This is a genomic window from Arthrobacter sp. Y3223164 (assembly GCF_059091005.1).
In genome coordinates this window covers 22,731-38,395 of record NZ_JBNHGF010000005.1, presented here as the reverse complement: position 1 = coordinate 38,395, position 15,665 = coordinate 22,731, and the positions used below count along the sequence as shown (strand labels likewise).

At 63.6% G+C, this 15,665-nt stretch carries 11 protein-coding genes and 1 tRNA gene; 5 read left to right on the top strand and 7 right to left on the bottom strand.

Going from position 1 to position 15,665, the window contains the following annotated elements; translation table 11 throughout:
• Together AC5RUJ_RS01035 and AC5RUJ_RS01030 are read right to left on the bottom strand one after the other, a co-directional pair.
• The coding region (locus AC5RUJ_RS01035; RefSeq protein WP_494155552.1) for a DUF8185 domain-containing protein at positions 1-549 on the bottom strand (549 nt) is incomplete at its 3' end.
• On the bottom strand, positions 546-1,076 hold the full coding sequence (locus tag AC5RUJ_RS01030) for an acyl-CoA thioesterase (RefSeq protein ID WP_494128222.1): 531 nt from the start codon (positions 1,074-1,076) through the stop codon (positions 546-548). The genes AC5RUJ_RS01030 and AC5RUJ_RS01035, both read right to left, overlap by 4 nt.
• A 155-nt stretch (positions 1,077-1,231) precedes the next feature.
• On the opposite strand from AC5RUJ_RS01030, the gene AC5RUJ_RS01025 reads away from it, so the two are divergent.
• Entirely contained in the window at positions 1,232-2,116 is an 885-nt protein-coding gene (locus AC5RUJ_RS01025) for an acyl-CoA thioesterase (RefSeq protein WP_493999890.1), read from the top strand.
• Positions 2,117-2,207: 91 nt separating this feature from the next.
• Here the strand turns inward: AC5RUJ_RS01025 and ettA are convergent, their stop codons facing one another.
• Positions 2,208-3,890 carry an energy-dependent translational throttle protein EttA gene (gene ettA, locus AC5RUJ_RS01020; protein WP_493999891.1) on the bottom strand — a complete coding sequence of 561 codons (1,683 nt, stop codon included), beginning with the start codon at positions 3,888-3,890 and terminating at the stop codon, positions 2,208-2,210.
• A 91-nt stretch (positions 3,891-3,981) separates the two neighbouring features.
• Positions 3,982-4,680, bottom strand: a complete 699-nt coding sequence (locus AC5RUJ_RS01015) for a single-stranded DNA-binding protein (protein ID WP_494155551.1) — start codon at positions 4,678-4,680, stop codon at positions 3,982-3,984.
• 82 nt (positions 4,681-4,762) lie between these two features.
• Between AC5RUJ_RS01015 and AC5RUJ_RS01010 the strand changes: the two genes are divergently transcribed.
• Together AC5RUJ_RS01010 and AC5RUJ_RS01005 are read left to right on the top strand one after the other, a co-directional pair.
• Positions 4,763-5,617: a hypothetical protein gene (locus tag AC5RUJ_RS01010; protein ID WP_494128224.1), complete on the top strand. Its 855-nt coding sequence runs from the start codon at positions 4,763-4,765 to the stop codon at positions 5,615-5,617.
• A gap of 655 nt (positions 5,618-6,272) precedes the next feature.
• Positions 6,273-6,345: transfer RNA gene (locus tag AC5RUJ_RS01005), tRNA-Arg, on the top strand.
• Positions 6,346-6,509: 164 nt separating this feature from the next.
• Here the strand turns inward: AC5RUJ_RS01005 and AC5RUJ_RS01000 are convergent.
• The gene (locus tag AC5RUJ_RS01000) at positions 6,510-7,346 is read right to left on the bottom strand and encodes a GT-D fold domain-containing glycosyltransferase (protein ID WP_494128225.1); all 837 of its coding nucleotides are present in this window, start codon (positions 7,344-7,346) and stop codon (positions 6,510-6,512) included.
• Positions 7,336-7,515 carry a hypothetical protein gene (locus AC5RUJ_RS00995; protein ID WP_494155550.1) on the bottom strand — a complete coding sequence of 60 codons (180 nt, stop codon included), beginning with the start codon at positions 7,513-7,515 and terminating at the stop codon, positions 7,336-7,338. The genes AC5RUJ_RS01000 and AC5RUJ_RS00995 overlap by 11 nt, the downstream gene beginning before the upstream one ends.
• 1,159 nt (positions 7,516-8,674) lie before the next feature.
• Here AC5RUJ_RS00995 and AC5RUJ_RS00990 point away from each other — a divergent pair.
• Together AC5RUJ_RS00990 and AC5RUJ_RS00985 are read left to right on the top strand one after the other, a co-directional pair.
• Positions 8,675-11,173 carry a GH25 family lysozyme gene (locus AC5RUJ_RS00990; RefSeq protein WP_494128227.1) on the top strand — a complete coding sequence of 833 codons (2,499 nt, stop codon included), beginning with the start codon at positions 8,675-8,677 and terminating at the stop codon, positions 11,171-11,173.
• A 42-nt stretch (positions 11,174-11,215) separates the two neighbouring features.
• The gene (locus AC5RUJ_RS00985; RefSeq protein WP_494128228.1) at positions 11,216-12,421 is read left to right on the top strand and encodes a CDP-glycerol glycerophosphotransferase family protein; all 1,206 of its coding nucleotides are present in this window, start codon (positions 11,216-11,218) and stop codon (positions 12,419-12,421) included.
• Here AC5RUJ_RS00985 and AC5RUJ_RS00980 read toward each other — a convergent pair.
• Positions 12,418-15,528 (bottom strand): CDP-glycerol glycerophosphotransferase family protein, encoded by a 3,111-nt coding sequence (locus tag AC5RUJ_RS00980; RefSeq protein ID WP_494128229.1) that lies wholly within the window; start codon positions 15,526-15,528, stop codon positions 12,418-12,420. The genes AC5RUJ_RS00985 and AC5RUJ_RS00980 overlap by 4 nt on opposite strands.
• Positions 15,529-15,665: the final 137 nt, after the last annotated feature.

Sequence of the window (15,665 nt, the reverse complement as noted above, 5' to 3'; positions counted from 1 at the left end):
CCCGGCCGGGAGCTCCGCCGATTCGGGCAGCCCGCCGGCCGCGGTCAGCGGCCTGCTCCAGACGGTGCTGCGCGCGTTGTTGACGATGAGCTGTCCCGGGTTGTCCGGCAGGGCTTCGGAAATCTCCCGGATGCCCGCCCGGGCAGCCTCCTCCAACACCTCGTCCTGGAGGCCGCCGACGTGTTCCCACCCGGACCGCGGCGGCAGCACACCCGTCCAGGATTCCGTCACGGTCGTGGGCGGAAGGGCAAGGCCGGTTTCCTCGTTCCCCATCCTGGCCAGCCGGTCTCCGACCGAGGCCAGCGTGACGGTCTCCTCGACGGCGGCCGGCGCCGCCAGCGGCATGACCCGCAGCCCCAGGATCGTCGGCGTCGCCTCGCCCAGAATCCGCGGCCGCATCAGGCACACGTAGGCCGCCAGCACGCTGCCGAAGGCCTGCAGGTGGATGGCGCCGTCACCGGCGGCACGGGACCGGCTGACGAAGGTCTTCAAGTCGGCCGCGACCTGGACATCGGACAGCTGCAGGACGGGTGTTCCGGAGGACATCATTTTGCGGCCTCTTCGGTCGTACCGGCCGCGCCCGCACTGTTGCGGAACGGAACCGGCGGCCCGGCCCACAGCTGCAAGGCGGCGCGGTACGCGTCCGGCAGCGGCACCGGCCTTCCCGTCGCCGCAGCAACTAGCACCATGGTCGAGGCGCCCAGGGCATGCACGGTGCCGCATTCCCCGGTGTCGGCATCCACGACGGCGTAGCCCAGGTCGAAGCTCGAAGAACCGATCCTCGTCACCCAGACGCCCACGTGCACCGGCTCGGTCCGGTAGTCCAGCGGTACGCGGTACTCGACTTCCTGCCGTCCCACCAGCGTCTGGTTCCCGTCGCCGCCCAGTTCACGCAGGGTCGCACCCGGGTCGTGGCCGGCGGTAGCCGGCAGCTCCGGCCGAAGCTGGTGCAGCAGCACCCGGGCCGTTTCCAGATAGCCCAGGTAGGTCACGTTGTTCACGTGGCCGTAGGAATCAATGTCGCTGAACCTCAGCTGGATCGGAAACCTCGGGGCATGGTGCGGAACGGTAGGCATGATGCCATCCTCTCAAAGCACGGGAGCCGCAACTAACCCGCTGCTGGCTCACCGGAGTGCCCCGGCTTCCAAGGGCGCCCCGGAGTTGAGCGGTTGAGCGGTGCCAACTACTGTCGGAGGTGTTCGTACCCGCGGGTAATCGGCAAGGAGACTACATGACCGCCATCGAGGAACACGTCGATCCGACGGCGGTGCTGCTGGAGCTGTTGGACCTCTCCGATGCCGACGGCGCGAACACGGACGAGGAGATTTTCGTCGGCGTTTCCGAAAAGCAGCCGCGCGGCCGGGTCTTCGGCGGCCAGGTGCTGGCACAGTCGGTCATCGCGGCCGTACGGACCGTGGAACCGGACCGGCCCATCCACTCCATGCACGGGTACTTCCTGCGTGCCGGCGACGCCGACCTGCCGATTACCTTCGGCGTCGAACGGCTGCGCGACGGCCGTTCGTTCTCCGCCCGCCGCACCCATGCCTACCAGAACGGCGTGCCGATCCTGTCCATGATCGCCTCGTTCCAGACCCCGGCCGAGGGGCTCGAACACCAGGAAGACTTCCCGGACGGAATCCCGGACCCGGAAACCCTGCCGAGCACCGCAGATCTGCTCGGCAAGGTGGACCACCCGGTGGCCCGGCACATGGCCTACCACCGCCCGTTCGACGTCCGCCATGTCCAGGACGCCCTCTATGTCCAGGCCAAAGGCGAACGCCAGGCGGTCAACGCAGTCTGGATGAAGACCAAAGGGCCGCTGCCCGACGACCAGGGTCTGCACCGTGCCGCGCTGGCCTTCGGCAGCGACTACACGCTGCTGGAACCCATCCTGCGCCAGCACGGCGTCAGCTGGGTCACGCCGGGCATGAGCGTCGCCAGCCTGGACCACGCCATGTGGTGGCACCGGCCGGTGCGGGTGGACGACTGGCTGCTCTACGTCCAGTCCTCCCCCAGTGCCTCCGGCGCGCGCGGCCTCGCGGTCGGCAAGATCTTTAACCGGGCCGGCGAACTGGTCGCCACCGTCGCCCAGGAAGGCATGATCCGGATTCCGTAAGCCGGAGTCGCCCGCCCGACGGGCGACAGCGAACCGGCCAAAGAGAACGGCCGGGCTCCGTAGCGGGGCCCGGCCGTTCTCTTTGTCCGTGCTAGTCGCGGGTCAGGCGGCGGTGCGTGACCCGGTGCGGCTTGGCCGCGTCCGGGCCGAGCCGCTCGACCTTGTTCTGCTCGTAGGAGTCGAAGTTGCCCTCGAACCAGTACCAGTTCGCCGGCTCTTCCTCGGTGCCCTCGTAGGCCAGGATGTGCGTGGCCACCCGGTCCAGGAACCAGCGGTCGTGCGAGACCACCACGGCGCAGCCGGGGAATTCCAGCAGCGCGTTTTCCAGGCTGGAGAGCGTTTCCACGTCCAGGTCGTTGGTCGGCTCATCGAGCAGCAGCAGGTTGCCGCCCTGTTTCAGGGTCAGCGCCAGGTTCAGCCGGTTGCGCTCACCGCCGGAAAGCACGCCGGCCTTCTTCTGCTGGTCCGGGCCCTTAAAGCCGAACGCGGAGACGTAGGCGCGGGACGGCATTTCGACCTGGCCGACCTGGATGTGGTCGAGCCCGTCGGAGACGACCTCCCACAGGGTCTTATTCGGGTCGATGCCGCCGCGGGACTGGTCCACGTAGGAGATCTTGACGGAATCGCCGATCTTCAGCTCCCCGCCGTCCAGCGGTTCGAGTCCGACGATCGTCTTGAACAGGGTCGTCTTGCCGACGCCGTTGGGGCCGATCACGCCGACGATGCCGTTGCGCGGCAGCGAGAAGGACAGGTCCTTGATCAGCTCGCGGTCGCCGAAGCCCTTGAACAGGTCCTTGGCCTCGATGACCAGCTGGCCGAGCCGCGGACCCGGCGGGATCTGGATCTCTTCGAAGTCCAGCTTCCGGGTGCGCTCGGCCTCGGCAGCCATTTCCTCGTAGCGGGCCAGACGGGCCTTGGACTTGGTCTGGCGGCCCTTGGCGTTCGACCGCACCCAGTCCAGTTCCTCGGTCAGGCGCTTGGCCTGCTTGGCGTCCTTCTTGCCCTGGATTTCGAGCCGGGCGCGTTTCTTCTCCAGGTACGTGGAGTAGTTGCCCTCGTACGGGTAGAGGTGGCCGCGGTCCACTTCGGCGATCCATTCGGCCACATGGTCGAGGAAATACCGGTCGTGGGTCACGGCGAGGACGGCGCCCGGGTAGGACTTCAGGTGCTGCTCGAGCCACAGCACGCTTTCGGCGTCGAGGTGGTTGGTGGGCTCGTCGAGCAGCAGCAGGTCGGGCTTCTGCAGGAGCAGCTTGCACAGTGCCACGCGGCGCCGCTCACCACCGGAGAGCACGGTCACGTCGGCGTCGCCCGGCGGGCAGCGCAGCGCGTCCATGGCCTGCTCCAGCTGGGAGTCGATATCCCACGCGTCGGCCGCGTCGATGGCCTCCTGCAGCTTGCCCATTTCCTCGAGCAGCGCGTCGTAGTCAGCATCCGGGCTGGCCATCTCTTCGGAAATCTCGTTGAAGCGCTGGATCTTGCCGTAGATTTCGCCGACGCCTTCCTGGACGTTGCCCAGGACGGTCTTCTCCTCGTTCAGCGGCGGCTCTTGCAGCAGGATGCCGACGGTGTAGCCGGGGCTGAGCCTGGCTTCGCCGTTGGAAGGGGTGTCCAGGCCGGCCATGATTTTGAGGATCGTGGACTTGCCCGCACCGTTGGGGCCGACGACGCCGATCTTGGCGCCGGGGAAGAACGACATGCTTACGTCGTCCAGAATGACTTTGTCGCCAACGGCCTTGCGGGCCTTGGACATCGTATAAATGAATTCCGCCATGCCCTCAAGGCTAGTCGCTGCGCGCCACGATCACATACTCTGCCGCACCGCATCCCCCCTGTCCCGGCGGCTCGGACCCCCTGGCAACACATCAACTCGCCCGGGGTAGCTGTGCCTCCTCCTGCCGGTCCTCGTCGGCGTGTCCGCCGCTGCCGCCCAGGCCTGGCTCGAGGCCGAACTCTCCGTCCGTTGGACCCCCGGCGCCGGCACCGGCCAAGGCCATCGCGCGGTAGTCGGCGCCGCCCTGCCCGGCGTCAGCGGCTTCGCGCGATGCAGCCGGCACAGCGATCTTGGTGAACGAGGCAGAGCCGCGGCGCAGGTCGTGGCCCACCGTGTCGGCGTCGATCTCGGGAGCGGTGCCGCGCCTCCCGTCTTCGGTGGACCACTGCCGCAGCTTGAGCTTGCCGCTGACCACCACCGGATCGCCCTTGGCCAGGCTGCGCCACAGGTTCTCCGCCAGGCCCCGGAACGCTTGAACGGTGTACCAGTTGGTCTGCCCTTTGACCCATTCGCCGGTCTCCCGGTTCAGCCAGTCCCCCGAGCAAGCCAGCCGGAACTCCGCCACGGCATCACCTCCGTGCGTGCGCCGCTGCTGCACCTCGGTACCGACCGTCCCGCGCACCGTAATGTAGTCGCTCATGCTCTTCTCCCGTCCGCTGTAGCGCCGGCGCCCTGCCGACACCATCGAGCCTCGCGGCTCCAGCACCTGCGGTGAAGCGGTCCACGCGGCATGTGCACCGCGGCGCCGGGCGGTGTCCTTGTGGAGGGCGGGTGTGAGCAGCGTCTCCATCAGACGGCGGCCGTGCCGGGAACCGTCCGCGGGCAGGTATCGTTACCTATCCGTAATAATCTCCGACCGGATTAGGTATCAAATGGCTGACGACTCCGCTGCCGACGACAAGCGCACGCCGCTTCTCGGACTAAGTGGCACCCAAACTATTGGCTCGGCGCTGGCCGCGGTAACCTCCGCATTGGTGGGGTCCTTTCTCGGCGTCGCCGGAACGCTGATCGGCGCCGCGGTTGGCTCCGTCGTCGCCACCGTTGGCGCCGCCCTCTATGCCCGGACGCTGAGTTCGGCCGCCACTGTGGCCATGAAGAAAATCCCTAAGGCTCGAATGAGCGCCCTGCGGAACGTCGAAAAGGTGGCCGCCAGCGCCCCGTCCGAACCGATCGAACCGCAGCCTAAACCCGCCCGAAAGCCCATCGCCCCGATGACGTGGGTCAAGGTTGGACTGGCCAGCGCCGCGGCTTTCGCCATCGCGATGGTCAGCATCACCGCGGTGGAGCTCAGCACCAGCCAGCCGATTTCAAGCCTGGTCTCCTCGACTACGGGTATCGACCATGCCTCAAGCGCCCACAAGACGACCCTTGGCACCCTGGGCGGAGACCAGGAGGCCACGGATCAAACGGACAAGCCGGCCAAGCAGGACGAGGAGCCCGCGAAGACTGGAGATGGCGACGCCGACGACGCCGTGACCACGGACGATCCCTCGGTCGGCGGCAACAGCTCAACCGAGAGTGAAGAGCCGGGAAGCGGCGGATCTAACGGCACCGAACAGGGCCCAACTCCTGCCCCGGAAACAAGCCAGACTGCCGAGCCTGCCCCGCAACCGAGTCAGGCACCGGAGCCGAGCCAGACACCGGCACCGGAAGACATCCCGGAACAGGGCTTGGATGGGCAGGGCGGCACGGTCGATGGTGGCGCCGACACCGGAACCGGCCAGTAGCAAGTACCTTCCGCGGCTGGGCGCCCGCCGGACGCCCAGCCGCGGAAGTCTGTGCCCGCCCCGACGGCGCAGCCTGGGCGACGGCGACGGGGCGGAACGGGGATTAGAACAGTACGTCCTTCTTCCCAGTGGCACTGCGTCGCACCTCTAGGCGACGATGGATCCCTACGGCCGCCGCCACCCGCCCATATACGCCTCGTTCAGTGAGGAGTCGACAGTCTACTGATGCAGAGCACAAGCGACGAGACGGTAGCCTTAACTCTTGCTATAGAAAAACGTCCGCGTGCGCACGCGATCACACACGGACTGTAGAAGATGCACAGCAAAGCAGATGCACAGAACCTTCGGAATTTCGCGCAGCGCTATCCTTCTGTCCGACAGCTAGATGTACTGGGTCAGGACGTTGCTTGCACGGAGAATAGGCGGAGATGGTGCAAGCCTTGCTGCAAGCGCTGGCGCTCAAAGCAAGGCTGTCCAAAGGCTCGCGGCCCGGCGATCCGCGGGATACCACTGAAGACATTCGCTCAGGTGTTCGAAGGAGAGCTTCATGGAGGCGCCGCGCCTCGAACGAATTGCTAGACTAAGCATCGGCCGCATTGGTGTCCATGACAGCAGGCACCAACTAGACACGAGATTGGACAACAAACGGCCGCCAGCCTCGGTAGCTCAGCGGATAGAGCAGGAGCCTTCTAATCTCTTGGTCGCAGGTTCGATTCCTGTCCGGGGCGCTTGGAAAGGATGGATCAGTGCAGGGACCCTTTGAACCCAGTCTTGCGTGATGCTCTAATACGTGACGCAGGCGACCGGCGCCCCCCGCGATGGATGGCTTTATACTGTTGTCCGCCCGAATACTTGGTGGCTCTAATCGTGGAGATATGCCTGTCCAAGCCCGTCACCGAATGGCGGGCGCTTCCTCCGGGAACAGCCCGCCATCCATGACATTTACATAGCTGGAAGACAAGTGCCCGATATCTAACGCTTGAATACCAGCCAACGCCAGATCGACCGCGAGGATGGATCCGGCCGGGCCGAGGGAAACGATGACCAAGTCTGGACGGCTGTCGACCACCTTTTGAGTGATGCGCGGCAGGTCAATAAAGGCGTTTGTCGGTGTCGAATGCTCGAAGCTCCACCGTGTGAGGTTGTTGAACAGTGCCGGATGCAAGTCGAATCGCGACCCTTCGCCAGTAACGATGAGCGCATGCCGACCCTCCCATAATGAGCGCCACTCATCCACGATCGCTTGCCCCACAGCCTCAAAAGCGAGGGGCCGAGAAACGTGGCTATCACCTATCCGCTCGAACTGCAACACAAAATTCTTGACCATCGGCCAAGTATCAGCGAGCACGCCAGTCCAGTGAGTGTTCCGGAAGACGTGCGGGAACCCGACAAGGATCTTGTCTTGGTGGGCCGCAGCCCGGCGCAGCGAACCGAACAAGGCGTCCTGCAACTGCGGGGAGTTCCGCTGGAACTTGATGTTGTACTCAAGTTTCTGCATCATCCAGAACTCGCCGTCACCGAATCGGGCGAAACTCAAGCGCTCTTTACGCACCCGTTCAAGCGTCTCGAGGAACGACAGTTGGCGCTTAACCAGCGTCTCTTCAACCTCACCGAAGAGGGACGTTGCGGCGAGTTTCAAGATTGCCTCTGTTGCCGCCTTAGTCTTCATCGTTTCGGCGCGGAGCGTGCGTATCTCGCGAATCAGTTCGTCCGCTTTCTTATCGTCCACTGACGAAACCCGCCTGCCCGAAGTTGGCTGCAAACCCGTTTAGAACCTCATCGGCAACGTGGTCAGCGGCGTCAGTTGCGCGCAGCATTTGCCGCGTTTCTACAAAGTCAGCGATCAGATTCAAAAGTTCGCGGGATTCCATGAGCCATGACTCTACCGCAACAGCCACCTCCGCATTGTTCTCGGACCAGCAATGCAGGCACTACGTATGGGGCCCATGATGATTAACAGCTTGCCGTAAACGTACACTCGAGACACTATCCCCGGTGGGTCTCGTAGCCCTGCTCGTACCCCTGACGTTCTTCGAGCGCGTCGCACTCAAGGCGGAGTCCGCGGGCTGAACGAGGGAAAGCAAAGTGAGGAGTTACACCCGACACTTTCGCTGCTGCCTCGTCAAGCCTGTAGCGAGCTTTCTGGTAGTGCGGCAGGGGAAACAGTTGCGTTGCTCGTAGTCCTTCCACGCAGGTATAGGAGGGTATCCCTTCAGCCCCCCCGCAACTGGCAGGGTTCTGAAGGCGTTGCTCAACTTTCGACCGTCGCTAACAGCCCCCTAATCTCTCTGTCCCAGGTTCGAATCCTGTCGGGGCGCGCACACTGACTCGCTCGACGCTATTGCGACCAGCGTCCCCGAGACGGTATATGAGCGGGGCCATCAGCACCGATTTGTGCGCTTGCGCTGCTGCCCTCTCGCCGCGCCGGTCAACGGCACCGTGCGGCGGCTAGGGAAAGTTGCAAGCGGCACCCGCGGCTTGTCCTAGCCAGACTGACACACAGGCTACGTCGGATAGACGGTGAGCCGAGCCTTCCGGCCTCGCCAGTGCCGCTTCGGCGAACCCTTTGCCGGCTCCGAGGAAACACGCGCGCTCCAGGTCCCTTTCCTCTAGCCTACTGCTAACGTTTAACCCGATCGCCCTTGAGCCAAAGCTTCGGCAATGCTGAACGAACGCCGCGGCTCCCTTGACCAGCCTTACGTGCCCTAGCGTCCGGAGCATTCCATGCCCAGCTTCCGCAGCCCCTCAATATTCCCCGGCAGCCGACAGCAGGCAAAAGCACGCCTAGCCGGTGCCATCGCCCTCGTCCTGGCGGTAGGTCTCCTGATGGCCCCGGCGGCAACTGCCCAGGACCTCCAGCCACCCAATGCCGAGTTAGTGCCGGTGTCCGAGAGGGCCACCTTGGAGTCACCTGTCGCCTCTGGCCTGGAAACGGCGACGCCTTCACCCTCGGTGCGGGCTTCCACAGATGAGAGCGCTACGCCAACGCCGGGCTTGGATATGTCCCTGTCGGATGAAGCCCCCGCGCCGTCCTCCCCGGTTGAGGGCGCCCAAAGTTTGTCAACAGAAACCAGCCAACCCGCGACCCCGGCAGATAAGCCCGAATCCGTCGAAGTCCCCATCGAGGAGCTTAGCCAGGAACAACTCCTTGAGCTCCTGAAGACCCTGCAGGGCGAACACGGCGCCGACATGGGCCAAGGGCTCCAGCAGCGCCGGGAACGCGAGCGGGAGCTGGAACAGCCGGAAGTGCTGGCAGAACTCGACGCCCAACTGGAAGTCCTCGACATCGAACGAACCAGCATTCTGGCACCCGCGGCGCTCCCCTCGTTCAGCCGAACCAAGTGGAAACCCAGCGGGGTCCAGGGCATGGACGTCAGCAGTCACCAGCCCAACGTCAACTGGAAAACCGAGTGGAACTACGGGGCCAGGTTCGCTTACGTGAAGTCAACCGAGGCCTTGTCGTACAAGAACCCGTTGTTCCCGTCGCAGTACGCCGGTTCCTATAACGTCGGCATGATCCGGGGTGCGTACCACTTCGCCATCCCCAACGTCTCGTCGGGCAAGGCGCAGGCTGACTACATGGTCAACAACGGCGGCGGCTGGTCCGCCGATGGAAAGACACTGCCGCCCCTGCTGGACATCGAATACAACCCCTATCCGGAACTGGGCAACACCTGCTACAGCATGTCCCCGACGGCCATGGTCAACTGGATCAAGGACTTCTCGAACACCATCAAGGCCCGCACCGGCCGCCTCCCGGCCATCTACACCACCGCGGACTGGTGGAACAAGTGCACCGGCAACAGCACGGCCTTCAAGAACCACCCGCTGCACGTCGCGCACTACACCACCGGAACGCCCTGGCTGCCGGCTGGATGGAATTCCTACGACATCTGGCAGTACAGCTCAACGGGCCCCTACTCGGGCGACTCGAACGTGTGGCGGGGTTCCTACACCGACCTGCAGAACTTCGCTTACAACCGGACCGTCACGTGGGATCGCACGCAGCGCTACGCTGCACCGGGCGACTTGGACCGGGACGGCAACGGCGACCTGGTTTCCCGCCGGCCGGACGGTTCGCTCTGGTTCTACCCCGGCAACGGCGCTGGCGGTTTCAAGGCGCCGTCCCGCATCGGCGACGGCTGGCATATCTACAATCTCCTGATCGGCACAGGGGACTATAACGGAGACGGACTGAACGACCTGCTGGCTCGCCAGACTGACGGGTCGTTGTGGTTGTACGAGGGCAAGGGGAACGGTGACTTCCAGGCACGCGTGCGCATCGGCAGCAGCGGCTGGAACGGGTTCACCCACATCATCGGGCCCGGCGACCTCAACGCCGACGGCACCAACGACCTGTTGGCACTACGGCCGGACGGCACTGTGTGGCTATACGCTGCTCCCGGCGACGGGAAGCACGGTAGCCGTAGCCAGATCGCTAGCGGTTGGGGTAGCTATACAAAGCTGACCGCACCCCGGGACTTCACGGGTGATGGACGCGCGGACGTCCTGGCAACCAAGGCAGACGGAACCTTGTGGCTGTACGCAGCAACCGGCAAGACCGGCACCGGCACGTTCGCCGCTGCCCGCAAGATTGGTTGGGGCTGGGGGTCCTTCACAGACATCGTCGGCGTATGGGACAACGACCGGGACAAGAAAAACGATCTCCTCACCGTCAGCCCCGAGGGCTCGTTGGGCTTCTACAAGGGCACCCAGATGGTCGACTCCGAGGGCTACAACGCCAGGACGCTGGTCAGCAACACCTGGAAGCAGTTCGACACCGTGGCCACACCGGGCGAATTCACCGGCGACGGCCGCAGTGATTTGATCGGCCGCAAGGCAGACGGCACCCTGTGGCTGCTGCGCGGAACCGGCAAGGGAAGCTTCGGCACGCCCGAGCGGATCGGGCACGGCTGGCACATCTACAGCTCCATCGTCGGGATCGGAGACTACAACGGGGACGGTAAGAACGACCTCGTGGCCCGTCAGACCAACGGAATCCTTTGGTTCTATGCCGGCACCGGCACGGTCAGCAGTTCCAGCGAAGGCTATAAGCGCCGGGTGAAGATCGGCACGGGCGGGTGGAACCAGTTCGCCAGGCTGGTAGGCACGGGCGACGTCAACCGTGACGGCAAGAACGACCTGCTCGGCGTCGGCGCGGACGGAACCGCCTGGCTGTACGCCGGCCCGGGCAACGGCCAGCACGGCTCGCGCACACGTATCGATACGGGCTGGCATTACTCGCAGATTGTCGGCGTCGGCGACTACGACCGCAACGGCACCGTCGACCTCGTGGCCAGCAAGTCCGACGGCACTCTCTGGCTGCGGCAGGGACGCACCGCCAAGACTGCTTCGGGAGCGTGGTTCAACGCCGAGCGGCAGATCGGCAGCGGCGGATGGCAACAGTACAAGCAGATCCTTGGACCCGGTGACACGACCTCCGACAACAAGGTGGACTTGCTGGCCACAACCGGTGCCGGCGCCATGTGGCTCTACCGGGGGACCGCGATGACGAACGACGGGTTGGCCAAACGGCGCAACGTGGGGAAGCTCTAAGCTGTTCAGGTAGGTCCACCCCTCCGACGTCAGGATTCACTGTTGCCCATCGCGTCCCGCCTTCAGCCTCTCGCCGCCCGGATCCTCACCGAGGCCAATAGCGTGCTGACGGAACGCCGCGTGCGAACCCGGCTGGCAGACGCCAACGGGGACGCCGGCAACCGGTTCGACTGCGTCCTGTACTTCGCTGACGGCCCGGACAGTGCCTATCAGGTAAGGCAGTGGCTCGCTCCCATGGCGAAGCTGGCGGAGCGCCACCGGGTAGCGGTTCTGGTCCACCGGCCAGCCACGGCCGCGGAGCTGCTTCCTGATTCCCCGCTGCCGGTGTTCCTTACCAAGGGCATCGCGGAGGTGGAGGCATTCATCGAACGCGCCGGCGTCCGGATGGTGTTCTACGTCAATAACAACCGGGATAACTTCACGGTCCTCCGCCTGCCGGCTCAGGTGCACGTGCACCTGAGCCACGGGGAGAGCGACAAGGTGTCGATGGTCTCCAACCAGCTGAAGGCCTACGACTTTGCCTTCATCGCGGGCCCTGCCTCCCGGGAACGCATCCTCACCGCCCTGCGGCGGTTTGATGAGTCCCATCTGGTGGAGGTGGGACGGCCGCAACTGGACTTCGCCGCTCCTGCCCCGCAAACCAAGAACGACGGCGGACGTCTCACCGTGCTGTACGCCCCCACCTGGGAAGGGGACCGCCCGGCCATGGCGTACGGCTCACTGACCAGCCATGGACGGGAGATTGTCTGCTCCATCCTGGCTGATGCCCGCTACCGGCTGGTCTTCCGGCCGCACCCGCGGACCGGCAGCAGGCTCGCCGCCCACCGTGCGGCTCTGCACGAGATCAAAAAGATGATCGTCTCCGCGGAGAAGGAGGAGCCAGCGGGCCACCGGGTGGACACGGCTGGCGACTTTTCAGCCGCCATGGCGGAAGCGGACCTGTGCATCTGCGATATCTCTGCCATGTCCTTGGATTGGCTTCCCAGCCGGAAGCCCCTGCTCATGACGAGGCCGTCGGACCCCGGCGCCCACATCGACGCACAGGGCGTGGCCGCCAAGACCAGGCTCATTGACCAGTCCGAGGCGGCACGAACGCCGGAGCTGCTGGCCGAGGCCGCAGCGGCCGGAATCAGCCCCGACCAGCTGCAGCTGATCGCCCATCACTTCGGCGATACCACGCCGGGCGCGAGCACGGCTCGGTTCGTTAACGCCGTGGGTAGGATCCTCTCGGAACAGCCGGCGCCCTAAGACAGTAAGCGGTCCACCACGCGTCCCGCGGCGTTGCCGTCGTCGCGCGGTGCGTACTTGGCCACAAAATTCTTGAGCCTTAGCTCGCGCGCAGGGTCGCTCGAACGGCTCTCGTCTATCGCGTCGAACAGTTCATCCTCGGTTTGCGTCACAGGCCCGGGCAGTTCGGTGTTGTAGTCCAGGTAGAAACCGCGCAGCGTGTCGCGGTAGTTTTCCAGGTCGTAGGCATAGAAGATGATGGGCCGCTGCAGGATGGAGTAGTCGAAGAAAACGGACGAATAGTCGGTGATCAGTGCGTCGCTGGCTAGGTAAAGTTCTTGTATATCCGGGAACTTGGAGACGTCGTACACACAGTCGCGGACATCCTCCGGTATTTCTATGGCGTCGCTCACCAGCACGTGCATGCGCAAAAGCAGCACCGTGTCCTGGCCAAAGCGTTCCTTGAAAGTATTTAATTGGAACGGCACATCAAAGCGAAAGTGTCCCATGCCTGTCGGCTGATCATCCCGGAAAGTTGGAGCGTAAAGGACCACTCGCTTACCGTCGGGAACACCAAGTTTGCGGCGGAAAGCGCTCGACCGTCGCTCTACGTCGGGGCCCAGGAGAACGTCATTCCGCGGGTACCCCAGTTCCACAATCGTCCCAGTGAAGCGGAAAGCGCTCCTGAAGACTTTGGTTGCATAGGGACTCGGTGAAAGTAGAGTCGTCCATTGCCGAACAGCAGCGTCCACATGGGCAAGGTAGTCCGGGTCCCTTCCATGGACGGTGCCCACATCGTGGGCCATTTTCTTTAGGGGCGTTCCGTGCCAGGTTTGGATGAAGACCGCATCTTTGCGGCGCCGGATGTAATGGGGAAAATTCTGGTTGTTGATCCAGTACTTCGCCTTGGCCAGGTAGTAGTAGTAGCCGGGAGAAAGCCGTTTCACCACTTTCGTATAAGGGTCGGGCTTTGGCAGCCTACCTTGATAGACCCAAACCTTGCGGCGGGTGTCCCCGCGCCGCACCAGCTCTTCGTAGATATAGCGCGGACTGTCGGCGTACTGCTTGCCAAGCCCTGACTCGAACACAAGCAAATCGTTGTGCAACGGGGTTTTTGAAATCAGCGCGAACATCCGGCGCATCGTCGGGAAATAAAAGCGGCTGCGGCGGAACCTGCTGAACAACCGCTCGGCCAATTCCGGGTCAATGACCTTCTTCCACCCGGGACCGGCGCGACGGGCTTCTACCACCGCCTCAAAAATGCGCCTGCAATTGTCGGTGTCCCTGAACGTAAGGAATCTGCGCGACTTGGCCTTGTCCTCGGTCGTCGGCGTGCAGCCGCGGCCGAGCGTAGACTCTAATTGGTCCAGTAATGTGGATCGGGCAAATGCAATCTGGCCCGGCAGTTCCTCATCCAGGTTCAGATGGGATCCCTGCGGTCCCAAGAAACGCTCACGGTCAAATTGAAAATAGTGCACCGGCTTCTCAAGGAAACTGAAGTCAAATCCCACGCTAGAGTAATCGGTGAGCAAGACCGCGCTTTCCTTCAGCAGATACTGGACGTCAACCTCACCTTGGGATAAGACGCGCGCAGGTGCCCCGGCAAAGTGGTGTCGGAACTGCTGCATGTTCGGATGCAGGCAGAAGACCACCTCTGACTGCGTCGCATCAACAAGAGCGCCCAGCCGGGGATCGTTCAGCAGCGCATCCCACTCTCGAAAATACTCGGACTCTTCGAAGTCATCCGGGTGTTGAAGCCAGTCCCGCCAGGTGGGAAAGATCAGGATTTGGTTTCGCTGCACTGCTACATCACCGGCGAACAAGGCGTCGAAGCGGGACAAACCGGTGACCACGACGTCCTGGGCCGGGTATCCGAAATCGCTGACGATGTACTCTTTCTCCCTCTCGGAGCTGACGAGAAACAGGTCGGTGTCGAATCCGTGTGTGTTTTTCCCGTAGTTGGGCACCATCCATTTGGTTCCCATCACGCCGTGCTGGAGAAATACCTTGACTGCGCCCACTGCTCTGCGAAAGTGCGGTAGCCACGTTGGATAAAGGAAGTCCGGATGATGGGAGCCAATAAACCGTTCTGCCCGCAGTGCGACGTCGAAGTGTTCCTTGGATCGATACTCCACTACGTGGTCCAGCCCGTTTAGGTTGCGAAGGTCCGGCGACGCAGGGTCGATCACGTAGTAGGCGTCGATCTCAGGGTGTTCCCGCCGCATGTAGCGGAAGAAATGGAGTCCGGTGTCTTGGGCCTTGTAAGGCCGCTCCCCCACCAGCCAGACCGGCTTTTGCTCTGCTCCGAGGCCCGGCAACCGCCTCTTGTGGGACTGCCTTAGCAGGAATTCGAAGGCGTCGGTGTCCAATAATTCGATATGGAAGGAAGTGTTCTCAGCCTTGAAGGTGTAGTAAGGCGTAATTGCCAGCGTCTTGTCTCCACGCGCTTGCCAGCCGGGACGGGTGAGCTTCCGGACCACATATCTGGTGCGTCCTATGCGCGCCCGCTGCGGCTCTGTTCCGCCTGGGGCATAGATCGCAAACCATGCATCCAGGATTTGGTCGCGGGCCAGGTCCTGGCTGGAGATGGTGCCCAGGTCCAAGCGGGCGTGCACCTTGTACCGACGGAGCCCGTATTTGCGCCGGGTCGCCTCGGTGTCCAACACGGATACGGCGGTTGACGTGTAGCGGGCTCCACTCTCACGCCCAAGCAGCACCAATTCCACTGCTTCAGCCTCACCGTGTCGGGTGACAAGAGTTGCCCGCAAATCTAATGTGCCCCCCTTGACGCTGAGCCGGTGCACGTAGACGGCGTTGTAGGGTTTAAGCTGCCGGTTTACCGCCAACGAGACCAGGCCACGCCGGTTGACGTACGGTTCAACCGTGAATACCTCAGTGGTGATTCTGCGCAGGGAACCAACTTCGGTGTCAGCAAAGCGCCCTAACGAAGCCCACGCCGTGGTCGTCGCGTCACGGGCCAGCGCACCATCGGTTAGCGCCGCCCGGAACTCTGCGGGGCGCATTCCTGCAGACACCGCTCCAATAGCGGCTGGTCCGCCCTCATGAATGTTGGTGCTGAACCCGGGCAGATCTTTGGCGGAGGCCTCGAACTGAACAAACAGTCCCAAGGTTTCCCCCTCCTCGCGGGGATCAGTTGGAGAGGGCACCGCAGTCGCCAAGTCTAACTGGGCGCTGTAACTCCGAAATTCGCTTCCTGGCTTGTCTACTGCCTCCGACAAGTCGGCCACTTTCGTCCACACGTTGC

Coding starts and splice junctions, on each gene's coding strand:
- AC5RUJ_RS01010 (WP_494128224.1), top strand. CDS start 4,763: ATGGCTGACGACTCCGCTGCCGACGACAAGCGCACGCCGCTTCTCGGA.
- ettA (WP_493999891.1), bottom strand. CDS start 3,890: ATGGCGGAATTCATTTATACGATGTCCAAGGCCCGCAAGGCCGTTGGC.
- AC5RUJ_RS01030 (WP_494128222.1), bottom strand. CDS start 1,076: ATGCCTACCGTTCCGCACCATGCCCCGAGGTTTCCGATCCAGCTGAGG.
- AC5RUJ_RS01025 (WP_493999890.1), top strand. CDS start 1,232: ATGACCGCCATCGAGGAACACGTCGATCCGACGGCGGTGCTGCTGGAG.
- AC5RUJ_RS01015 (WP_494155551.1), bottom strand. CDS start 4,680: ATGGAGACGCTGCTCACACCCGCCCTCCACAAGGACACCGCCCGGCGC.